This window comes from Paenibacillus uliginis N3/975 (assembly GCF_900177425.1).
Classification (GTDB): Bacteria; Bacillota; Bacilli; order Paenibacillales; family Paenibacillaceae; genus Paenibacillus_AQ; species Paenibacillus_AQ uliginis.
Window position 1 is genome coordinate 4,901,703 of the sequence record NZ_LT840184.1, and the last position, 23,202, is coordinate 4,924,904.

Genomic DNA, 23,202 nt, shown 5'->3' on the forward strand with positions numbered 1-23,202 from the left:
TTTTTAGCGAGAAAAATTCGTGGACGGCAGCGTATGCTTTCTAAGCAGTTTTCCTTTGGAAAGCTTTTAGCTGAACGCTAACGCTTTTCTGGAATCGCTTCGTCCTCTCCGCTACTTCATGCGTATTCAACTTTAAATCAAAACAAGTGTCTCTGACTATTGCAAGCAAATCGAGAAATAAGTCAGCTGCATAAAAAAATGGCAGTCCAAGAACACACATCTTGGACTGCCATTTTTATCTTAAAGGATTAAAACGTCCCTGATCTACTTTTAGGACAATCCAATCTTTATCAACTCACATTTTTATTCAAATGCAGGAATAGCTATATCACCATAATTCTCTTCGAAGAATTTCTTCACATCAGGACCTGTCATTGCCTCGGCAAGCTTACGGATTGCTTCGGAATCTGCATTGTCCTTACGTGCAACCAGAGTAATGGCAAATTCAGAGTCTGTTCCTTCCGTAATCAACGCGTCCTTCTTTGGTGTCAAGCCAAGCGGCTTGGCATAAGCCGGAGTCATGATTGCCATATCCACATCATCCAGCGTACGGGCAAGCATCAGCAGGTCGACTTCCTGGAATTTGAATTTTTTGGAATTCTCCACGATATCAGAAGTAGTAGCCTTGATGCCCACGCCCTCCTTCAGCTTGATCAATCCATGCTTCTCAAGCAAGACAAGTGAACGTCCTAGGTTAGACGGGTCATTCGCAACGGCTATAGTCGCTCCATCCGGAAGCTCCTCAATGGACTTATAACGCTTGGAGTAAGCACCGTAAATCGCATGATAAATCGGCTCAATAGCTACAAGCTCGCTGCCGTTATTCACGTTGTACTCCTCCATATAAGGTACGTGTTGGAAGAAGTTAGCATCCACTTCTTTGTTTGCTAGCGCATTGTTCGGCTGAACATTATCCGACAGAATCATAATCTCCAGATTAATGCCGTCTTCTTTCAGCTTCGGCTTCACAAGATCCAGCACCTCGGTCATCGGCGGAATCAGGCTAGCAACTTTCAACGTTACTTCTTTACCTGCAGCTTCCTTTCCGGTTTCGCCCGCAGGTTCTGCTGTTTCTTTCTGTCCGCAACCTGCAACTACGAGCATAACTGCAGCCAGAAGACCAACCAGCATGCTGCGAGAAAATTTTGACATGAATTTCATAATAAACCATACCCCTATCTTTGAAGTAATAAGCTTGATGAACTGCCGGATTATATTTATCTTTTGTCCAGCAGTCTTGACAACAGGTTGCCAGTAAATTGGATCGACTGAACGAGTATAACCATGATGATGATCGTAAACACCATAATTTCCGTCTCAAATCTCTGATATCCGTAACGGATGGCAAAATCGCCAACACCGCCCCCGCCAACGATTCCCATAACCGTCGAATAAGATATAAAGCTGATCGTAGATGTCGTCAGTCCAAGCACAAGTCCCGAACGGGCTTCCACGTACAGAAATTTAAAGATCAACTGCAGGGTTGATGCTCCCATAGATGAGGCTGTCACGGTCACTTCCTTCGGAACGTCGAGTAGTGACTGCTCCACAAGCCTGGAATAATAGGCTACAGCCACCACGGATAACGGTACCGCCGCCGCCAATGTGCCGATGGACGTTCCGACCAGCATACGGGTAACCGGAATCATAATGACCACAAGCAGCAAGAACGGAAACGAGCGGATGATGTTTACTGCCCCGTTCAGAACGGAGAACATCAATGCATTCTCATATAGCTGTCCCTTTCGGCACAAATATAATAGTGTTCCTACCGGAAGACCCAGTATTATAGCCGCAGCGATGGATATGCCAACCATGACGAACGTTTCCCCGATCGCTTTCCATATTTCTGACTGATACTGCGCCACATAAGCAAAATAGTCATTCACATATTGCACTATTTCGTTCAAAAAATCAATCATTAGTATGAACCTCCACCGGATTTGTTTCCGTCAACTGTCCGTTATCCATGACCGAAACATGGCTGCAAATCCGGTTTACCACATTCATCTCATGCGTAACCATCACGACTGTAACTCCGAAACGTTCATTAACGTGTCTCAGCACATCGAGGATACCGGAAGTGGTCACTGAATCCAAAGCCGACGTAGGCTCATCACAGAGCAGTACTCTAGGGCGGTTCGCCAAAGCCCGGGCAATCGCCACTCTTTGTTTCTGTCCACCGCTAAGTTGGGCAGGATACTGATCCACTTTATCCCAAAGTCCGACAAAATGCAGGTACTCCTCCATCCGATTGAGCCGTTCCTTTTTCGGTACACCTGCAAGCTCTAACGGTAAGACTATATTTCCGCCTACGGTCCGGTTGCTGATTAGATTAAAATGCTGAAAGATCATCCCGATGGATCTTCTTGCCTCTCGGAGCTGTCTATTCCCGAGCCCAGTTAAATCGCGTTTATCCACAATCACACGTCCGGAATCGGGTCTTTCCAGAACATTCATTAAGCGAAGAAGTGTCGATTTACCAGCACCGCTCGCTCCTATAATGCCGTGAATATTACCCTCTTCAATGCTTAGGGTGACGGAGTCCACGGCCAAAAAACGATTGTTCGGAGGTCCGAAACTTTTACTCACCTGCTGTAAGGATATCATAATGTACCTCCCTAACTACTTCTACAAGCACTGTATGTATAAGCACAAGAAGAAACGGTTCACGTCCTTCCAAGGACGAAACCGTTTCTCGTGAAAGCAATAATAATCATATCACAAATTTGAACTAAGTGGTCTTTTTAAAGAGTAAAGCAATGTTTGGGATTTTATAACGTCAAGACAAGTACAGCTGATGACCGTACATTTCAGTTAGCTTCTCAACTGCCCGCTCCAGAATTGTCTCATCAAATCCTTCCAAGGCTTCAATCGCTTTGATCTTCTCAGACGGCGAACTTTCTTTGCTCAGGTGCAGGCTCCAGTTTACAATGTTCTGGACGGTTTCTTCCGGCTCTAACTGCTGGAAATAAATATGAGCCTTGTACAAATAACTCTCCGCATGTTCCGGCATAATGTTCAGCACCTCGTCAAAAGCTTCCAATGCAGCCTCCTCGTCGTTATCCTTGTAATGGATTTGACCCAAGCGATAATACGCACCCGGATGTCCAGGCTGAAGCTCTAGAAAGTTCATAATATCTATTCTGGCTCTTGTATAATCCATCATCGATAGATAAATACCGCTACGAAGGCTGTAAAGCCCCGCATAACTTGGGTCCAGCTCAATCCCTTGGGTACAGTCAGATAGTCCTCTGTCCAATTGTTCCGTCTCCAAAAAGCAGACCGCACGAAATTCATATAATCTCGGATTGCCGGGATTCATATGAATAACTTTCGTATAAGCATCAATCGCCAGCTCCCACAATCCCATCTCTTTATAGATATGGCCGCTTGCGGTTAAATAGGTCGGATGTTCTGCGAAATCGGGGTCCAGTGAAACGGCTTTCTGGAGCTCAAGCAATGCTTCTTCATTCTTACCCTGCAGATACATAACATAACTTTGTTTATTATGAATTTCTGGTAGGTCGCTGAGCTTCAACGCTTCATTCAGCGCCTGCTCCGCTGAAGGCAGATTACCCATTTCGATACAGATATCAGCACGCTGCGTATAGTTTGCAGGGTCATCATTTTCCATCTCGAGCAATTTGTCGTTCAGTTGAATTGCCTTGTCATGCTGCCCCATACGATAGAAGCAATCGGCCATCCAGTAACACACCAGCGGAGATTCCGGATGTAAGCGATACAGCTTCGTTATCACTTCTGCCGCTTTCTCCTCCGATTCTTCTTCTCTGTACAGTCTGGCGAGCTCGAAATAGGCGCGGAAGTCGTTCGGATCTTGATGAAGCGCCAGCTCCAAATCTTCTTTAGCCTGATGGTTTTTGCCCCAGGCTGCATAGATTTCCGCCCGTTTCAAATAAAGCTCCACCGCACCGGCGTATTTCTGCAGCCCTTCCGACGCTGCAGCGACCCCTTTCTCATATTGACCAAGCTGCAGGTACAAATCGGCAAGCAGCCTCCGAAAGGAAAAGCTCTCCTTCGTCTGGCGCTGAAATGTCATGAAAGCACCATAGCTGTAATTCGTACTTGCATCAAACAGCCCGTAGCCTTGATCCGCCTCGGCTTCATAGCGGTCAGCCAGCTCAATTCCTTGCCGCAATACAGTTAAAGCTTCCTCTACCGAATCAATCAAATCCAGACATCTGGCCAACATGAAGTAATACATCGGGATAACCCGATCCGGAAGACTGATGCTTTCCTTGAAGCAGGAAACAGCTTCCGCCGGGTTGCCGCTCTCGAAATACGTCATACCTAACTCATAATAGGTGGAAATGACCGTACTCCGATCCTCCCGCTTAATCGATTCCTTTAAATCTCGAATCGCTTCGTCGTATTTCCCTAAATCCTTATACGCTATGCCTCTCGTATACCAAGTTAAATAATTGTCGCCATCTAAAAGGATAGCTTCATTCAGATCGGTGATCGCTTCCTCTTCCCGGTTCATCTCACGCAAAATATGCGCCCGCCGCTCGTAGGCTCTTCCCGCACCTTTCCATTCAATTACCTGTCCCAGGTATTCCACTGCTTCATCAGAATGCCCGGTATAATGCAGCAGTTCGGCGTATATGATCTGGTCATTTAAAGATTGAATAGCCTTTTGACCTTTCCTGATGTATTTGAGCGCCTTCTCCGTATCTTGACGCCTACGATAATAGTTACCAATTCTGAGCCAGATCCTGTCAATAAAAATCATATCTCTCACCCTTTAGCTTTATATGTATAGGGAACTGCGCTAACAATATATTACTTTATTCATTACCCGAGCAGAGTAGTAAAAAATACGTGAATTTGATCATGACGTATCTATATATTTTGACTATATGAGGGGGAATTGTCCAGAGATTAATCCAGACAATTCCATCAGACTCAATTGCTTGAAGTCTCTATATGGCGAAATGGGTCTGGCTAATATTGACAAAAGTAAAGATTTGGATTTTAATTATGAATATAAAATAAATTTATTCACAAATTCATAATAGATGGAGTGTGAGACGAGGTATGCCCCGGTTCAACGAACAAGAAAAAGTAAAGATCCGGCTGGATCTGCAGCAAAAAGGAAAGCATTTATTTACCGTATTCGGATTAAAAAAAACGAGCATTGCCGATCTGACAAAAGCAGCCGGCATTGCTCAAGGAACGTTCTATTTGTTTTATTCCTCCAAGGAGGAACTGTACTTTGAATTGCTGGAGCAGGAAGAAGAGACGATTCGCGGACAGATGGCCGAAACTTATTTTAACGGTGGTCCCCTCAGCCGTGAACGTTTCAAGCAATTTCTGCGAGAGTCACTTGCCGTGCTGGAAAGTAACCCCTTTTTAAGGCAGCTGTACGATGAAGAGTTCGCGGAGTCTTTATTCCGGAAGCTCCCGGCTGACAAACTGGAAAACAACTTCACCAAGGATGCAGACGACCTGCTGCCAGTGATCAAGAAAGGACAGCAACAGGGATGGATTAAACCGCAAAATCCCGAGGTGATCGTCAGTATGATTCGCTCGTTTATTCTACTGTCTCTGCAAAAGCATCTTATCGGGGATAAACACTACCGCGATACCATGAATCTGTTCATTGATTTGATTACGGACGGCCTAATTATAGAAACGAAGGAGATAGAGCCATGATTGATGTGAAGGAGCTTCGCTTCCGCTATCCCGGTCATAAGCACTACACGCTGAAGGGCTTGAATTTTCATATCCCTCAAGGAGAAATATTCGGTTTTCTCGGGCCGTCAGGAGCCGGAAAAAGCACGACCCAGAAAATACTGATCGGCATGCTGAAGCAGTACGAAGGCAGTGTCTGCATTTTGGGCAAGCAGCTGAGGAACCATGGACGGGAGTACTACAACTCGATCGGCGTTGCCTTTGAATTCCCCAACTTCTACAGCCAGTTTACGGCACTGGAGAATCTGAACCTGTTTCGCTCCTTATATAACGTTCCCACAGATGAACCCGAGCATCTACTAGCTCAGTTATCGCTGGAGGAATATGGGCGGACGAAAGTGTCCGATTTTTCAAAAGGCATGAAAATGCGCCTGAACTTATGCCGGGCGCTGATGCATCGGCCGGATATATTGTTCCTCGACGAACCCACCTCGGGGCTCGACCCTGTGAACGCAAGCACCGTAAAAGAAATCATTTTACAGCAAAAAGCTCTTGGAAAAACCATCATTCTAACAACGCATAACATGCACGCCGCCGAGGAAATCTGCGACAGAGTCGCTTTTATCGTAGACGGTGAGATCAAGCTGATCGACGCGCCGCGGGAGCTTAAAGTGAGAGAAGGAAATAAAGCAGTATCCGTGGAGTACAGGGAAGGATCATTGCTCAAGCGTGCCGATTATCAGCTGGACGGTATCGCGGATAACGAAGCATTTCATTTACTTCTGCGGAGCGGCTCCATCGAGACGATCCACACGCAGGAAGCAACGCTTGATCAACTGTTTATCCAAGTAACAGGGAGAACTCTAACATGAAGCATCAGACTACTTCCCCTCTTACCACTCTTCAGCTTCGCCAATATGGTGCTCGCCAGTTCGTCTGTTCATGGAGGCAGGATATCAAACTTCAACTGCGCCATCATTTTTATACCGCTTATCTGCTGATCAGCCTCGCCTATCTCATTCTATTAAACATGATCCCCGAGAATCAGCAGGCAATGTGGAGTATACTCCTGACGTTTTCAGATCCAAGCATGCTCGGTTACTTTTTTATTGGCGGTCTTATCCTGCTCGAAAAAGGACAGCATATCCACGACAATCTGTTTGTTACGCCCTATCCGCTTGGAGCATACATTTGGTCAAAAACGCTTTCACTAACTTGTCTGTCACTGATGAGCAGCCTTGCCATCCATATTGGTACGTTTGGTCTTCACCGAAACATGATTATACTGATCATCGCTGTTATGCTAACGTCCGTTTTTTTTACTTTGGTTGGACTTGGAGTTGCAGTACGCTGTCATACCATGAACGGATTTTTCTTCTCGTCGATCCTTGTCTCCACCATTCTGGTGTTACCCGTTCTGGACACGCTGCATATTTTTTCAAGCAAGGTTTTCTTGTTTTTCCCGGCTGGTGCCTCGCTCCTGCTGCTCCAATCGGTTTTTGAACCGGTCCAGACAATTGATATCGTATTTGCGGTCATCATAATGCTCAGTTGGATCGGCATCGCTTTCATATGGGCTCATCGGTCATTGCAATTGTTATTATGGGGCTTTAAAAAAGGAGGGCTCACGGTATGAACCGGGCCGTACAAATGCTGCGACGTGATATAAAACAGGTCGGACGCGATCCGATGCTTGTGTTCATCACTGTCGCTCCTTTATTACTGGTGCTGGCGCTTAAATATGGGGTGCCCATCATCACTTCTCTTTTGCTCTCAGCCGATTTCCAATTATCGGCGCATTATGGCATCTTATACGGAGCCTCCATTCTTCTCATTCCGCTTGTCGTCGGTGTGATGGCCGGACTAATGATGCTTGACGAAAGAGATGAGCAGTTGATTGCTTATTATGCTATTACTCCCATCACGCAGCAAGGATATTTTCTCCACCGATTAACGCTGCCGACGCTGCTGTCCGGTATTTATATTGTTCTGGCTTTTCTAATGGTTGATTACTCGTCTTGGAACCCAATTCAATATGGATTTGCTCTACCTATGCTATTGATAGAGGGCCCAATCATGGCACTGCTGCTCGTTTCCTTTGCGTCCAACAAAGTGGAGGGGCTTGCGTTATCCAAAATAGGAGGGCTGCTGGTTTTTGTACCCGTACTATCTTACTTCTTGCCTGAGCCCTGGCGCTGGGGCTCGGCCGTAGTACCGACCTTTTGGGTCGCCCAACTGTTTACGCAGCCTAGCAGCATGCCATGGAATGAACCAAAGCTGATTATTGCAGGATTCACAGGTTTAGTTGTGCACCTTGTCTGGTTGAGAATATTGTTCAGACGATATTTGCGCCGGATCGCCTGAAACCGCAGGCTTCAGTACACCTTATGAATAACATCCTCAAAATCCGGATCTTTCATATCAATGTCGTCCAGTTCCCCCCAACTGCCGAGCTCCTTCATCACTTCTAGCGTATTGATCTCTCGGCGGTTGGCTTCCACTGTAACTGTGCTTCCCGTAACGTTTACGATGCGGATCGAGGTTTGTGCCCGCTCAGCAGTTACCGTCCCGGATGGACTCGAACTCCATTGGGCCTGACTTTCCATCCCGTACTGATCCGGCACTTGAAACGCGCCGCGGTAAGTAACGGTGATCAGAGTTGGCAGCCCGATCGTATCCCGGAGCGATTGAATCGTCCCGTCATATGTCAGCTCTCCGTTGTTAATAACCATGACACGACTGCACAGCTGTTCGATATCATCCATGTCATGTGTTGTGAGCAGAACGGTCTTGCCAAAATCTTTGTTCAGCAGTGTCAGAAACTCGCGGATACTCCGTTTGGCGTTCACATCCAGGCCGATCGTCGGCTCATCCAGGAACAAGAGATCCGGGTCATGCAGCATGGCTGCGGCGAGGTCCGCGCGCATGCGCTGCCCAAGCGACAGCTTGCGCACGGGCGTTTCCCAGAACGTGTGCAGCTCCAGAAGCTCGGAAAACTGATGGAGTCTTCGCTTCTTATCCGTTTCGCTCACTTCGTACATTTTTGCCAGAATATCGTAGGAATCTTTAACCGGCAGGTCCCACCATAGCTGGCTCCGCTGTCCGAACACGACCCCAAGGTTTTTCACAACGTGGCGGCGTTCCTTGTGCGGATTCATTCCGCTTATTAACACTTCGCCCGATGTCGGGTGCAGAATACCTGATAACATTTTGATCGTTGTGGATTTCCCGGCCCCGTTAGGCCCGATATATCCAAGGAATTCCCCTTGCTCCACTTGAAAGCTGATGCCGCGCACGGCCTCCTTCGTCTTGTACTCCCTTGTGAAGAGGGTCCTTAGACCGGAGAAGCGTCCCTCCTTGACAACAGGTGTTTTAAACTCCTTGCGTATGTCCTGAACTTCAATCATCGTTCGCTCCTCCTTTAGCTTCCCGCACTTTGGTATTTGGTAATGCCGAATTTCCAAAATCTTAAACTTAAGGCCAGACAAATCCCCGCGGCTGCAGCCGTGGCGATAAACACCCAGGGTCCGAGCTCACCGCGTAATATGTAAAGGGATGGAACATAGTTAACGAACCCGACCGGGACTATGACGAGCAGAATGGTTGACATCCATTTCGGGTACAGACTCAGTGGATAGCGGACGGCCGTGCCTGCGGCATCCTCCGTAATGGTCTGCAGTTCGCTGATCCGAGTCGTCCAAAAGCCGCATGTTGCGGTCGCAAGCCCGATCGAGAACAGGATCACCGCACCCGTGCAAATAATAAACAAGGTTTGCGGGACCGCGGTCCAGCCCGTCTGTCCGCGGCCAATCATGCCGCCAAGGGACCACGCCAGCAAAAAACCACCTTGAAGAACTTCACCGAGCATAATGCGGAAATTTTGCGGCATCAGTGCTAGTAACACCGGCATCGGCCGAGTCAGGAGTTGGTCGAGCTCGCCGGTAACGAGATATTTTTCGAGATGATGCACTTCATCTGCAAAGGTCCGGTACAGCGTCTTGGACAGAGTCATCACCGCAAACAAATAGCCAACTTCATACATGGACCAGCCTTGAATAGCACCGAATTTATGCAGCACGATGGCTACCATCAGAAATTCGGAAATTTGAATGAGTGCGGCCAGAAATGAGGCGAGAATAAAGTTGAACTTGTACTGCATACGACTCTTAATACTCGTACGGATCAGCATACCGTATAAGGAAACCATTGATTTTATCGTCATCCCCCCTGCACCTCCACCTTTCGACGTAAAAACCCGGTTATCAGCAAGCAGGCAAGCGTCAGCAGCAGACACCAAAACAACGTTCCCCATAAGGCGGAAACGCTACCTAAACCGAGATAGAATCGTGTTGGGACATACAGCAGGTAAGGATACGGCGACAGCCAGGCGATACGTTCCAGCCAATCCGGCAGCCATTCAATCGGAATGAAAAAGCCCGCGAGCAGGTTGATCATGGCATGATTACCCCAATATAGCCATGAAGATTCCGTTGTCCACAAAGCGGACGCGCCGATCAGATAATTAATGCAAATGGACAGATAGGCGGCTCCAGCCAAAGCAATGGCTGCGTAAAAAAGGGAAATGGCTTGTTCCGGGAGAGAAAGTGAAAAAGCGAAGTAATACACCACATAGATCGGAATGGACTTGTACACGAACTGATAGGCAATCTGCCCCCACTCTCTGGCCATCAAATGACTGAACAAGTGTACAGGACGCATCAGGTCTAGTGAGATGTGACCAGTCCTGACGGATTGAGGGATGCCGAGACCATTCGTGACGAAACTGGAGATCCACAGCGCAGATTGGGTGAAAGCGATGTAACTCACCATTCCCTGCGTTCCATACTCTCCAAGCGTATAGTCTGCTCCGAGACCGATCCAGATACAGGCGTACATGAAACCAAACATAGCGCTCGCAATGTTGTGGATCATGTGCGCGCCCCGGTATTGCAAATTCCGGGCATAGGCTTTGGAAGCCAGCGTGAAATAAAGCATGTGACACCTCCGATAAGTTGTTTGGACGGCGGACCCGCCCACTTCAGACAAGGCGAAAATGAGAGAAGGACAATAGCATACCAAATCATTCCACAAGAGGCAACTTATTTTTTGCAACCGATATCATTTATAAAAACGTACGTAACAAAAAACGCCGGTGACAGGAACCAAACCTGTCCATCCGGCGTTATATTATTACCCCTACTATTTAAGCAATTCCTCGTACTGTGACAACACATGATCCAGCTCGTCAAAGCGGACAAAGCGAGCGATACGGTCTACTTCCTTCCCCTCGTAAAACAGCAGTACCATCGGTGCGGAAAGTGCCAAATACGCTGAGGCCACATCAGGAGCGTCCTCCATATATACGTAGACGCCAGTCATGTCAGGCCGAGACTCCAGCATAAGGGAAACCTTAGCCTCCACAGATTCGCACACACCGCATTGACCGGTTTTAATGATGAGTAGGACGAGCGGTTCGTTCTCGATCACCTGATTAATTTCATTTAACGACTTCATTTGCCGCAAATTCATCCACCTCCGTTCCAGATAAACTTAAAGCACCGTTGAAACGGCCTTTTAGCGCCTTTATCAACGGTGGCTTTGTAATTTAAATATAAAACTCTCAAGCTAACTTTTACATGGCAGCTCGCTTCAGCTGACTGTGGTACAAATCGCTGTAGAACCCACCCTGCTTCAGCAGCTCATCGTGTGATCCCTGTTCCAGCAGCCGTCCTTCTTTAAGCACCAATATTCGGTCCGCTTGGCGGATTGTGTTCAGCCGGTGCGCGATAACAAAGCTCGTTCGTCCCTTCATAAGACGCTGCAATCCTTCTTGAATCTTGATCTCTGTCACGGTATCAATACTGCTGGTCGCTTCATCCAGCACAAGCATAGAAGGATTGGCAAGAATTGCCCGGGCAATAGCGAGCAGCTGCTTCTGTCCTTGACTGATCCCATTTCCTCCCTGCTTGAGCACCTTATCGTACCCATCATTCAGACGCATGATAAAAGAATGTGCATTGGCAAGCTTTGCCGCCTCTTCGACTTCCTCATCGCTTGCATTAAGCCGTCCGAATCGGATATTGTCCCGGATCGTTCCTTCAAACAGAAATGAATCTTGCAATACGAATGCCATATGCGATCGCAGACTCTCCCGCTGAATTGACGACAAATCACGTCCGTCCAGCGTAATGATCCCGCCATCCGGATCATAGAACCGTGACAGCAGCTGAATTAATGTCGTTTTGCCTGCCCCTGTCGGTCCAACCAAGGCAATCATCTCTCCGGGCTTCGCCTCAAATGTAATGCCTTCCAGCGTATCACCGTCTTTTTCATACGAAAAAGAGACGTCTTTGAAGGAGACAGCCCCCTTCACACTTTCGAGCTTAACAGCAGCACCTTCATCTTTGGCCTCCACCTCTTCATCAAGCACTTCGAACACCCGCTCTGCCCCTGCGATAGCAGACAGCAGCGTATTCCACTGGTTCGCCAGATCATTCAGCGGTCTTGTGAACTGCCTTGCATAGCTTTCAAAAATAATGATGACTCCAATCGTGATATAGCCCTTAATGGCCATAATACCGCCAATACCGGCTACAATCGCAAAGCTAAGGTTGTTCAGACCATTCATTAGCTTTGGAATGAAGCCCGAAATCGTCTGTGCCCAAAAGCCAGACATCCGGATCTTGGCATTACGTTCCCCGAACTCGCGGATAACCCGATCCTCTTGGGAGAACGCTTTAATAATGCGCTGCCCGGAGAGTGTCTCTTCGATGTAACCGTTCAGCTCCCCTAAGTTGCGTTGCCGTTCCTTGAAGAGCGGACCTGTGCGGCGCGTAATCCAGCGCATACCGAGCGCCATAAGCGGCACCACCAGAAATGTGAGCAGTGTCAGCAGCGGACTAAGCCACAGCATGACCGACAGCGTGCCGACCAGTGTCAGCACACTGGAGAAGATCTGAATCGCCGAGCTGTTCAGCGTGGAGCTTACATTTTCAATATCATTGGTCAGGCGGCTCATAATTTCGCCCTGTTGTCTTTTTCCATAGAACGGGATCGGGAGCCGGTGCAGATGTGAAAACAGATCCATTCGCATCCGATACACCGTTTCTTGTGCGATCCCAATCATCCATATGTTGTGAAGCCAGGTGGTAAGCGCCTGAAGCACATATACAACCGCGAGTCCGATCAAAAAATATATCCATGAAGGCCCTGCGGATCCCCCGGTTTTGCTGGCGTCCTCCAAAAATTCATCCACGGCAACGCCAATCAAATATGGCCCCAAAAGCGCCAGTCCCGAGCTGAGCAGCACCATGAACAGGACAAGGGAAAGCTTGCCCTTCCGGCGTGCCAGATATGACCATATGCGTCCCAGTGTGGCCGACCAATTCTTTGCTTTGGCACTTGTCTTCCGACTGAATATGCCTTTGCCTTCCCCCAGCTCAAACTTCGGCCTCGGATGACGGAACGGTTCAGTGAATGTTTTGAACATGTTGTGCCTCCTCCCCGTATTGAGACTCATAAATACGGCGATACAGCGAGGAGTCTGTCATCAGCGCTTCATGATTTCCTTGTGCAATTAAACGTCCGTCATCCAGCAGCAAAATCAGGTCCGCTGATGTGGTAGAACTGATCTTCTGTGTTATGAGGAACGTCGTGCATGAAAGATCTTTTAATGCGTCCAAAAGGGCTCCTTCCGTCCGCACATCCAAAGCGCTTGTACTGTCATCGAGAATCAAAATGGCAGGCTTGCGCACGAGTGCCCGCGCAATCGACAAGCGCTGCTTTTGGCCTCCGGACAAATTCACGCCCCGCTGGCCAAGCATCGTTTCATACCCTTTCGAAAGACGTTCAATCGTCTCATGAATTTGTGCTCTTTTGGCAGCGTCTACAATTTCATCCATGCTCGCTTCTTCTCTGCCCCAAGCGATGTTGTCCCTTACCGTTCCCGAGAACAGCAGCACTTCCTGCGGAACGTAGCCGATACTTCTCCGGAGCCGGTCAGGATCCAGCTCACTGGCCTTCCCTCCGTCTATGTAGACAGCTCCGGAATCTTCCTCGTATAATCGCGGAATCAACTGAACGACCGAAGATTTTCCAGAGCCAGTCGCGCCCATAATTGCGATTCGCTCACCGGGGCGAGCTTGGAACGATATGTCCGTAAGCACCGCGATATCACTGCCCGGGTAGCTGAAGCTGACGTTATCGAATTTTACCGAGCCTTGAACAGGCTTTGCTCCTACCTTTCCCGCCTCTGGTCCAGACATCTGGTTCTCATAGGCATCATTCTCCGTATCCAAGACCTCCTGTACACGCTGCGCCGACGCACGGGCTCGTGACAGCACCATGACTAGACCGGATAAAGCCGACATGGCACCTATACAACGCAAAGTATAGTTCAGTACGGCTACCACTTCGCCAATTGAAGCACTGCCGGAGATGATATCTTTTCGACCAAACCACAATACCGCCATAATCGCCGCATTCATGACGATCAGTATAAAAGGCATCGTCCGCTCTGTCATCCGCAGCGTGGATACCGTCCCTTTCATTAGACGCTCCGAGGAATTAGCAAAGCGCTTGATCTCGTGTCCCATCCGGACAAAAACGCGAATGAGCCGGATTCCCGTCAAATTTTCCTGAATAACGCCGTTCACCGCATCAAGACGCTGTTGTACATTGCGAAAAGAGACGGCCGCTTTTTTCATAACCCAGGCGATAAAAATAAACAACGCGGGTACCGTCAGCACAAGCCACAATCCCAAACGGACGTTGACTACAAGCGCCATAATAATGCTTCCAGTCACCACAAGCGGCACCCGGGTCATAAACCGCAGCCCCATAAACACTGTATCCTGGATTTGCGTAACATCACCAGTCAACCGTGTTATCAGCGACGAGGTCGAAAAACGGTTAAACACCGAATATGAAAACGACTGCACCTTATCATACAGCCTGTCCCGCATATCGTATCCGAGCCCCTGGCTCGTATGTGCGGCGAAGAAAGAGCTCGCAATTCCGGCCCCGAACGCGATCAGCGCACTAAACGTCAGTATGCCTCCCCACATCCATACAACCGACAAATTCTCTTGCTGTATGCCGTCATCAATTATCTTGGAGATGATGAGCGGCTGGACCAATTCCAGCGAAAGTTCCATAAGCATCATCGCGAGAGCCGCTATTGCGGCAACCCGGTACTTCTTTAAAAAGGAAAAGACTATACCCATTCACATTCCTCCGACTGTTGGCCCTGATGCTGCACGTCTGAAGCGAAGGCCTCTTTAGTAGCATTACTAGTTCGATCCACTGCTAATATGTATATTATAACGTATTTTTCCGTCTTAATCGGTTATAAAAGGAAATTTTAAATTTATGTTATCTCCAATTTTATGTTATCAAAGCGTTAGCTTCGATAACAAGCTTCTTACTCTGCCTTGCGGAGAGAGATGGTTTTTTATTGGGAAATTGCTGCAGCACCGGGCAGGGAGCTAAATTTTCGCCTCTATTTCTTCGATATAATAGATAGCAACTCGGAAAGAAGATGATGCAATGAAACTACCGCAGATATTCACATTAAATGAAGATGGATACATCTTGATCCAGAAGTTGGTCCAATTTCGGATGGATGAAGATCTCGCGTATGAATATCATGGACTCAGAGTTATTGAAGAAAAACAGCAGAATATCGCGCAAAAGAACGGTATCCTTCACTCACTGAACAAGGCACATAAGAACCATGCAGCCTCCAAGATGCTTGAACGAATCCGTAAAAAAGAAGAATGGAAGGCGTACTGGGAAGCCAAAAACCTGATCCCGCTACCGGAAATTCTTAGGGATGCTGCAATTGAGCAGCTGAACGCAACGGCCGAAGGCCGGATACAGCTGTTTCTCATCATGCAGGAAGTCATACATACACCGATCTATTACGATATGGATCACTTCAAAGATGCCGGTGAGGAAACCAACTTTGAAGCTCATATCGATAAAATCTCCCACCTGTGCGGATTCGGCCCATGGGGCAAAAAAATTTATAAAGATACGGAAAAGTTTTTTAAAGATATTAAAGATGAAGGCGGAAAAATGCTCAAATGGGGCATCACTGACCTCGTGGGTGTCGGATCGATTGCGGCTGTACTCGCCCTGCCCGTCATCGCGCCCGCTGTTGGAGGATTACTTGGCCTTTCCGGTGCTGCGGCCACGACAACAGGTCTCACAATGCTCGGCGGCGGATCGATTGCTGCAGGCGTCGGGATGGTGGGCGGTATGACTGTGCTTGTCGGCGGTAGCAGTCTGCTCGGTGTGGTCGCCTTGGATGCCGTTGGTAAAATACTGAGCCAGATTCCTCAAGAGGCTGTTGCTCTAAACATCGTCAAGGTGGTAAACCTGATTCATTACCTGAAATCAGACGACAACCGCGATCAGGTCGCAACGATAGACATTTTGATCAAAGCGCAAGAACTGTTTCTGGAATTCAAGCATCAAATCGAGCGAGAAATGCTGTTAACCGGCATTTATAACACTAAAAAAGAAATGATGCAGATGACCCATATTCTGAATCGGGCGTTCCGGCAGTTGATTAAATAATAGAGAAAGGGGCTCTCCCTAAAGGTCCATTGACCTGGGAAGCCCCATTTTCTACTCCACCGATTTCAACGCTTCAATCATATCGATGTGTTTCAGCTTGTAATGCATGGACAGCATTACGATACCCGAGAACAACAGAGTCAACGCGGCAGCATAGCCGTAACTCATCCACTCGATGGTCTTACTGAACATCATAGCATCCACCTCAGCTGTTTGCAGCACGAACCCGTGAAGCCATATCCCGAGGAAATTGCCTGCGATTATGCCGAGCACGGTCAGAATCATATTCTCCCGGTAGATGTACATGGTAACTTCCTTATCATAAAAGCCCAGCACTTTAATGGTGGACAGCTCTCGAATCCGCTCCGACACATTAATGTTGGTCAGGTTGTACAGTACAACAAAAGCCAAAGCTGCTGCAGATATGATAAGCACGACTACAACAACATTCATACTATCCATAGTGTCTTCAAAAGCGCTGCTTACTCCGCTCGTAAAACTCACCATGCCAACCCGTTTATTTGCGGTCAGCTTTTCGCCAAAAGCATCCTCCCACTCCGAACTGGTATCCTTGTATGTCAACAGCTGTGTGTTTACTTCCGGATCTTTACCAAAGAGCGATTCATAGTATGCAGGCGTCATATACAGATAGTGCATAGCATAGTTCTCCGTTATACCTGCTATCTTAACCTCAAATGGATCATTGTTGTTGTTTTGGATGGTCAGCATATCTCCGATTTTCACATCGTAAAGTCTGGCCAGCTTTTCTGTAACTACAGCCCCTAGATCAGTCAGCGGCACACTTTTATCCGATTCCCTCTTCTTCAGCGTCACAAAATCGTAAAGCTTATCCGGTGATTCTGGAACAAACAGTGTTACATCCTGATTGTTGACACCCTTAGCCGAAACTGTCATCGCGTCTTGCATTACATTTAACACACCTGTTAGTTCCGGCGTATTATCAATCAGCTTGTTATACTCCTGCTTCAACTGCTCGCTGCTGTCATCCTGAAACGCGACCATCGTATTATATTTCATAATTTTGCCGAACTGCAGCGGCGCAATATCCCCAATCGAATCCTTCAAGCCAAAACCTGTCAGGATAAGTGCGGTACAGCCTGCCACACCGCATACGGTCATAAACATACGCTGTTTATAACGGAACAGGTTGCGTGCTGTAACTTTTCCTGTAAATCCAAGGCGATTCCATATAAAACCTATCCGTTCCAGCAGTATACGCTGCCCACTCTTCGGCGCTCTCGGCCGCATGAGTACGGAGGCATTGCTCCGAAGCTCGACTCTTGCCGCAATAAGCCCGGTCAACGTTGTGCATAGCAGTGCAACGACAACCGATATAACACTGTAGCTCGTATAGAAGCTTGTCCGTATACTCGGCAAGTTGTATAAAGCGCCGTAAGCGTTAAAGATAATATTCGGAAAGAGAGTATACCCTATAGCCAATCCAGCGGCGGTTGCCGTAACACTAGCCAGTGTGGCGTACACCAGAAATTTTTTCATAATATCTCTGTTGTTATATCCGAGCGCTTTCAGTGTTCCAATCTGCAGCCGCTGCTCCTCCACCATACGTGTCATCGTTGTCAGACTGACCAATGCTGCAATCAGGAAAAAGAATACAGGAAATGCGGTTGCGATAGACGCCAGACGGTCCGCGTTATCACTATACTCGGTGTATCCCGGATTGATGCTGCGGTCAAGCACATATGTCTTAGGAAGCTCGAGTTCATCCAGCTCCTTTTGTCCCTCGGCCAAATCATTTTGCCCGTCAGCGATTTTTCGGTCGGCCTTCTGCTTCTCTTCCTCATAAGTAGCAAGTCCTTTATCATAATCGGCTTGCCCTTGATCCAGCTCCGCCTTAGCTGAAGCCAGCTTCTCTTCTCCCTGCTTCCTTGCCACTGCAAGCTTCGATTGGCCCTGTCTAAGTTCGGCCTCCCCTTCCGTCAGTTCACGTTCACCGGCACGAAGTTGAGCCTGTCCTTCTTCCAGCTGTTTCTTCCGGGTGTCCAGCTCCTGCTGGGCGGATCGAAGCTTCTGAGCCCCCTGATTCAGTCCCTGCTCAAAAGAGGCGGTCGCACCGTTTAATGTTGTGGCATCCACCGCACCGTTCAAATATCCGGTGACAGCCTGCCCTAGCCTCGTATCCGCCGCTCCCGAAGCGGCAATAAGCTGCTGCTTCTGTTCCGCAGCTATCGAATCGGGCGGGAGCTTCGCAATCTGCTTCAGTGATTTAACCAGCTCTTGCCCTTGTGCCAGCTGAGGCTCGGATGTTTTCTTTTGGGCATCTAACTTGGCTTGGCCTGACTTGATCTGAGTTTGGCCGTCGGCGATACGCTTTCGGTTACGCTCCAAATCTGCCTTGCCTTTTTCGATTTCTCTAGCCGCCGAATCCAGCTTCGCTTGTCCGCTCGCCAGCTCCGATTGCAGCTTATCTACGCCTTCCTGATAGCTTCGGCGTCCATCATCCAGTTCAGCTTTGGCATCAGCAAGCTCCTGCTGAGCATCAGCGAGCTGCTGCTTGGCATCATCGATTTTCAGCTGGGCTTCATCCAGCTTCTCCTGCCCCTCATCCCGAATTCCCTTCAAACGCTCCTCAGGCTGTCCCTTAAGCGCCTGCTCAATTTGCTCTTTATGCTTCTCGATACGATCATCATATTCAGGGGTATAGGGTGCAAGAGCTGCCGTATCCTTAAAGTCTATATAAGCCTCGGTATACACAGACAGATTGAAATCTTCTTCAGGGACAACTGCGAATACATCAGCCGTACCCTTCCCAATGCTGCTGCTCCCACGCCCCATACTCCCTATGAACATGGGACTTCTGACGGTTCCGACTACCCTATAACTCACCTTACCGAACATCTCCTTCAGATCCGCCTCAGGGTCCGGATTCGTAAAGGTAATCGTATCCCCCAGCTTATAAAGGCTTCCCAACTTACCGTTATCATCAAGGGCAATTTCACCGGATGACTGTGGCAATCTGCCTGACATTACTTTATACCGATTAAGATGATTGTCTTGCTGGTAGGAGAATACTTTTGCAATAAGTCCGCTGTCATCTAAAAAAACATCCGCGCTGTAACCAGGCTGCACCTTCGAAACATCAGGGACCTTTTCAAGGGTAGCAATATCCTTTTCCCTCAGGCCATATGTAGATTGCACCTTCAAATCCATCAATCGAAGCTCTTTATAATAATGTTCTGCAGTATTCAACATGTCGGGGCCAGTAGCTTTAATTCCTGCGAAAAAACCGACACCAAGTATGATAATGGCAAAAATGGACAGAAACCGCGCCTTGGTCCGCCATATTTCCCGGAAAATATCGCTCCATAATGCTCTTTTTTTCAACTCATTAGCTCCTTACCACTCGATGAGATCGACTGAGACCGGATTCGGGTTCTGCACGATTTTCCGGACCTTTGCATTGTTGATCTCAATGACCCGGTCAGCCATAGGCGCGATTGCCGAGTTATGGGTAATAACGATAACTGTCGTTCCGGTATTACGGCATGTATCCTGTAGCAGCTTCAGTACCTGCTTACCTGTGTTATAGTCCAGTGCTCCAGTCGGCTCATCGCACAAGAGCAGCTTCGGCTGCTTGGCAAGTGCTCTTGCGATCGCCACTCGCTGCTGTTCTCCACCGGAGAGTTGTGCCGGAAAATTGTTCAGCCGCTCCCCCAGCCCGACATCTCTTAGTACCTGCTCCGCATCTAAAGCACGTGGGGAAATCTGAGAAGCGAGTTCAACATTTTCTTTTGTCGTAAGGTTCGGCACCAAATTGTAAAACTGAAACACAAATCCAACATCCGTTCGGCGGTATCCAGTAAGCTCTTTGCTGTTAAATCGGGCTATGTCTGTACCGTCCACAAGAACCTGCCCTTCATCTGCTGTATCCATGCCTCCCAATATATTCAGTACTGTAGATTTGCCCGCGCCGCTGGGACCTACAATAATTGCGAACTCACCTTTTTCAATCTCAAAATCAATCCCGTCATTTGCTACAATGGTGGTCTCCCCCATCTGATAGCGTTTATATTCATTTTTAATAGAAACAAATGCCACTCTACCCACTCCCCTCTATGGTTAATAGCTTCTCTGGCATTCTCATAACTTCAACTTGTAACCAAGTGTAACAAAAATAATCAACCAATAAAAATGCAGAAGCCTTTGAAACCGGCATGGTCACACAATGTTCTGATTTTCGAGAAGTTGAATTAAAATTTTTTAGCCTGAGCATCACTACGGAATACGGATTATTCTTACGATCGCTGTTGCCCCCAGATTTCTTTTTTATGAATTTATTTAACGTTGAAATGCGGGGAAAGTTTATGCTTCCGATGCGAGCTTTCCTGAGGAAAGCTTTCGGGCGACCACTTGCGTTTCTCCAGAATAATTCCGCTTCTCCGTTGAAGTTCTTCTATCTCTTAATTTCATTTATTAATAGAAATTTTGAATGTTCACCGAATATAATAATTCCTGAAAAGCAACATTTTGTAAAAAAACGCGTTACTATTAGTAGACTCATCTCCACAATGACCTTTTCTAATCTATTTGCATATAAGTGAGGATGATTACGGATGAAACCTAAAAATGACCGGATGAGGATAAAGCTAAGAATTCCGTTGTTTATACTCACCCTCGGCCTCTCCATTCCGGTTTCAAAGCTGATCCACATACTCGCACCGGAGTCTTGGTTGAAGCAGTTGGCTTACCCTCTGCTCGTTATTCTGTTAATTTATCTCTTTGAAAAGACCAGGCTGAGCGACAAAGTTGTTCATGTGGCGTTTGGCATTGCGATCGTGATCTGTGGATTAGGGATTGAGATGCTGACAGAGCCAGAGGATTATTGGTGGTTACAAAACTATATTTCTTAAGTTGGGTAACATGGAAGAATCATAGATTCAAACATATTTGATTAATAAAAGCGCTTCTCTTAAAGTATTCCATGCTGGGAGAGGCGCTTTAACTGTATACGCACAAATTTATAGCCAGAAAAAAATCGAAATACCATGACTACTCCTCAACAAGATGATATTAATGGCGGTCGACCACATGCGAAACGGACTCACTTTCAGTTATTTAGAGCAAATTCGTCTATAAAAGTAGGCGGCGGACTGAAAGGCCGCTATTTGCGCCATTCAAGCGGAATTGGGTATGTTTTGAAGAAATAACGGATTCTCAGTCCGTAACGATGGCAAAACTCGTCTATTGTAACAATTAGCGGAATGTGAGTCCGGAATACGTTCCGCCTAGGGCATAGTCTCGTACTAATCACTATCGTACACGCAGCGTCTTACAACAGACAAAGGGGGGTCCCAGGTCAATAGACCTTTTGGGACACCCCCTTCTCAGTTATAAGAAATAATTCGTAATCGATTGGTCGCTCGCCAGAATGGCCTCGCTATCCAGCTTTTTCTTCAAATATTTCTTGTCCGAGGAAATGAATATATTCATGATCAGATCCACAACGAACAGGAACGTGATATGGTTGGACATCAGCGCACTGTTGCTGACTGAGATCTTATCCGGCACGATAATGTCGACGACGGCATTCTCCGTAATCGGCGATGAATCGTAACAGGTAATTGCAATCGTCTTGGCCTGATTGACCTGCGCGATAGATACCGCGTCGATAATCTCCTTCGTTGATCCTGAACGTGAGAACGCAATCATCACATCTTCCGAACTGCACTGGGAAGCGGCAATCTTCATCGCACGGCTATCACTGATCGCTTCGGACATAATACCGATAATCGCCAACCGGTTCTTTAAAGCGATCGCCGCCAGAAAGGAATCGAACAGGCCGACCAAAAAAATCCTCCGTGCACCTTTCAGCAGCTCAACCACCCGGTTCAGCTGTTCTTCCGTAATGAGCGCCGAGGTGTTTACGATCAGTTCATTATAGTCCAGAGCCAGGGCATCAATTGCGTTGATCTCCCGTCTCTCTTTTTTCTTCGCCTGCATATCCCGGTAGAACGCATCCTGGGCAAAAGCAATTTTGAAATCGTTAAACCCCTTGAACCCAACCTTTTTACAAAAGCGGTTGATGCTTGTCTCTGATACACCGATCTCATTAGCGATGGCGGTAATGGTGTTGCGTGTAATAAATTCGGGATTGTGGATAACAAAATTAGCAATCTGATTTTCCCCGTATGTTAATTTTTGCGTTTGCGATACTATTTTTGCTATGACAGCCGGAACCTGTGAAGACATGATACCTCCTCCTGATCTACCTATGGAACTAGCACAATCCATTATATCACACCGAGTAAGGTATTAATAAAGCTACATCCAGGATTTCCAAGAGATAACCTGCTGTCCGAATTGTTCTTCGGAGAGCGTATTGCTCTGGATCAGGTAGACATAATCAAGCACATTCGGCAGACAGGGAAGCCCCATCACTTCCTTGCAAAAGGCGTGTGCCGCAATCTCGCTGGTCTTTACTACACTTGAGCGCTTTACAAAGAATTGCCCCAACCTGAATACCTCAATGGGTTCAAGCTCTTCATTCGTGAATTTCCCCGTTTTATATTCCAGGTAGTGATAGAACTCGTGTGCCAGATGGATATCAATCAGTCTATCCAGCTCCGTACCCTCGGCATCCGTTCCCACCACCTCTTGATAGGCCTGCCTCATCCCCGCCAAGGATGCAGAGTACACGATAATTTCCGGCGTCTTCTTGGCAAAATCGATCTGTGCGCGGAACGATACGTTGTGGAAGGTTCCTGAACGGTTCGTGATTTCATAGCGCAGCCCTTCAGCCTGACACAGCTCCCGGATATCCCTTCCGATATACGGCGCTGCTGCCTCTCTGCCTCTGGCAAGCGACGTTGACACATAGTACGGGATCTTGTCCTTCGGTATTTTATGAAAAAGAGGATCCTGTTCCAGCTCCGCACATGCCATAATCTCGTCAGATAGTATTCCTTCCCGAACCGTCATCCCTTCCCG

20 protein-coding genes are annotated in these 23,202 nt (G+C 47.6%); 6 read left to right on the forward strand and 14 right to left on the reverse strand.

What is annotated here, in order from left to right; genetic code table 11:
* Positions 1–303: 303 nt before the first annotated feature.
* The 4 genes from B9N86_RS23090 to B9N86_RS23105 all read right to left on the reverse strand — a co-directional run bounded on the left by B9N86_RS23090 (position 304) and on the right by B9N86_RS23105 (position 4,753).
* Positions 304–1,152: a MetQ/NlpA family ABC transporter substrate-binding protein gene (locus B9N86_RS23090; protein ID WP_425298553.1), complete on the reverse strand. Its 849-nt coding sequence runs from the start codon at positions 1,150–1,152 to the stop codon at positions 304–306.
* A gap of 65 nt (positions 1,153–1,217) precedes the next feature.
* Positions 1,218–1,922 carry a methionine ABC transporter permease gene (locus B9N86_RS23095; RefSeq protein WP_208915465.1) on the reverse strand — a complete coding sequence of 235 codons (705 nt, stop codon included), beginning with the start codon at positions 1,920–1,922 and terminating at the stop codon, positions 1,218–1,220.
* A complete protein-coding gene (locus tag B9N86_RS23100; protein WP_208915466.1) occupies positions 1,915–2,610 on the reverse strand; it encodes a methionine ABC transporter ATP-binding protein in 696 nt (231 codons plus the stop codon). The genes B9N86_RS23095 and B9N86_RS23100 overlap by 8 nt, the downstream gene beginning before the upstream one ends.
* Positions 2,611–2,782: 172 nt before the next feature.
* Positions 2,783–4,753 (reverse strand): tetratricopeptide repeat protein, encoded by a 1,971-nt coding sequence (locus B9N86_RS23105; protein WP_208915467.1) that lies wholly within the window; start codon positions 4,751–4,753, stop codon positions 2,783–2,785.
* Between the two features lie 293 nt (positions 4,754–5,046).
* On the opposite strand from B9N86_RS23105, the gene B9N86_RS23110 reads away from it, so the two are divergent.
* Genes B9N86_RS23110 through B9N86_RS23125 form a run of 4 tightly spaced genes read left to right on the forward strand, consistent with a single transcriptional unit; the run spans position 5,047 to position 8,019 of the window.
* A complete protein-coding gene (locus tag B9N86_RS23110) occupies positions 5,047–5,676 on the forward strand; it encodes a TetR/AcrR family transcriptional regulator (RefSeq protein WP_244562812.1) in 630 nt (209 codons plus the stop codon).
* The gene (locus B9N86_RS23115; RefSeq protein ID WP_208915469.1) at positions 5,673–6,527 is read left to right on the forward strand and encodes an ABC transporter ATP-binding protein; all 855 of its coding nucleotides are present in this window, start codon (positions 5,673–5,675) and stop codon (positions 6,525–6,527) included. Before B9N86_RS23110 ends, B9N86_RS23115 begins: the two co-directional genes overlap by 4 nt.
* Complete coding sequence (locus B9N86_RS23120; RefSeq protein WP_208915470.1) at positions 6,524–7,291, forward strand: fluoroquinolone export ABC transporter permease subunit; 768 nt, start codon at positions 6,524–6,526, stop codon at positions 7,289–7,291. The genes B9N86_RS23115 and B9N86_RS23120 overlap by 4 nt, the downstream gene beginning before the upstream one ends.
* Positions 7,288–8,019: a hypothetical protein gene (locus B9N86_RS23125; protein WP_208915471.1), complete on the forward strand. Its 732-nt coding sequence runs from the start codon at positions 7,288–7,290 to the stop codon at positions 8,017–8,019. The genes B9N86_RS23120 and B9N86_RS23125 overlap by 4 nt, the downstream gene beginning before the upstream one ends.
* A gap of 11 nt (positions 8,020–8,030) precedes the next feature.
* Here B9N86_RS23125 and B9N86_RS23130 read toward each other — a convergent pair whose 3' ends face one another.
* The 6 genes from B9N86_RS23130 to B9N86_RS23155 form a co-directional block, all read right to left on the reverse strand.
* Positions 8,031–9,062 carry an ABC transporter ATP-binding protein gene (locus tag B9N86_RS23130; RefSeq protein WP_208915472.1) on the reverse strand — a complete coding sequence of 344 codons (1,032 nt, stop codon included), beginning with the start codon at positions 9,060–9,062 and terminating at the stop codon, positions 8,031–8,033.
* 14 nt (positions 9,063–9,076) lie between these two features.
* Positions 9,077–9,877, reverse strand: coding sequence for an ABC transporter permease (locus B9N86_RS23135; protein ID WP_208915473.1), 801 nt, complete (start codon positions 9,875–9,877; stop codon positions 9,077–9,079).
* Positions 9,874–10,650 carry an ABC transporter permease gene (locus B9N86_RS23140; protein WP_208915474.1) on the reverse strand — a complete coding sequence of 259 codons (777 nt, stop codon included), beginning with the start codon at positions 10,648–10,650 and terminating at the stop codon, positions 9,874–9,876. Before B9N86_RS23140 ends, B9N86_RS23135 begins: the two co-directional genes overlap by 4 nt.
* Positions 10,651–10,854: 204 nt before the next feature.
* Entirely contained in the window at positions 10,855–11,184 is a 330-nt protein-coding gene (locus tag B9N86_RS23145) for a thioredoxin family protein (RefSeq protein WP_244562813.1), read from the reverse strand.
* A 103-nt stretch (positions 11,185–11,287) separates the two neighbouring features.
* Positions 11,288–13,144: an ABC transporter ATP-binding protein gene (locus B9N86_RS23150; protein ID WP_208915476.1), complete on the reverse strand. Its 1,857-nt coding sequence runs from the start codon at positions 13,142–13,144 to the stop codon at positions 11,288–11,290.
* Positions 13,125–14,879: an ABC transporter ATP-binding protein gene (locus B9N86_RS23155; protein ID WP_208915477.1), complete on the reverse strand. Its 1,755-nt coding sequence runs from the start codon at positions 14,877–14,879 to the stop codon at positions 13,125–13,127. The genes B9N86_RS23150 and B9N86_RS23155 overlap by 20 nt, the downstream gene beginning before the upstream one ends.
* A 322-nt stretch (positions 14,880–15,201) precedes the next feature.
* On the opposite strand from B9N86_RS23155, the gene B9N86_RS23160 reads away from it, so the two are divergent.
* The gene (locus B9N86_RS23160; RefSeq protein WP_208915478.1) at positions 15,202–16,236 is read left to right on the forward strand and encodes a hypothetical protein; all 1,035 of its coding nucleotides are present in this window, start codon (positions 15,202–15,204) and stop codon (positions 16,234–16,236) included.
* Between the two features lie 51 nt (positions 16,237–16,287).
* Here B9N86_RS23160 and B9N86_RS23165 read toward each other — a convergent pair whose 3' ends face one another.
* Positions 16,288–19,599, reverse strand: coding sequence for an ABC transporter permease (locus B9N86_RS23165; protein ID WP_208915479.1), 3,312 nt, complete (start codon positions 19,597–19,599; stop codon positions 16,288–16,290).
* Between the two features lie 12 nt (positions 19,600–19,611).
* Positions 19,612–20,271: an ABC transporter ATP-binding protein gene (locus tag B9N86_RS23170; RefSeq protein WP_425298619.1), complete on the reverse strand. Its 660-nt coding sequence runs from the start codon at positions 20,269–20,271 to the stop codon at positions 19,612–19,614.
* A 557-nt stretch (positions 20,272–20,828) separates the two neighbouring features.
* Here B9N86_RS23170 and B9N86_RS23175 point away from each other — a divergent pair.
* On the forward strand, positions 20,829–21,125 hold the full coding sequence (locus B9N86_RS23175; protein WP_208915481.1) for a hypothetical protein: 297 nt from the start codon (positions 20,829–20,831) through the stop codon (positions 21,123–21,125).
* A gap of 478 nt (positions 21,126–21,603) precedes the next feature.
* Here B9N86_RS23175 and B9N86_RS23180 read toward each other — a convergent pair whose 3' ends face one another.
* Complete coding sequence (locus B9N86_RS23180; RefSeq protein ID WP_208915482.1) at positions 21,604–22,464, reverse strand: MurR/RpiR family transcriptional regulator; 861 nt, start codon at positions 22,462–22,464, stop codon at positions 21,604–21,606.
* A gap of 72 nt (positions 22,465–22,536) precedes the next feature.
* Positions 22,537–23,193: a hypothetical protein gene (locus B9N86_RS23185; protein WP_208915483.1), complete on the reverse strand. Its 657-nt coding sequence runs from the start codon at positions 23,191–23,193 to the stop codon at positions 22,537–22,539.
* Positions 23,194–23,202 lie beyond the last annotated feature (9 nt).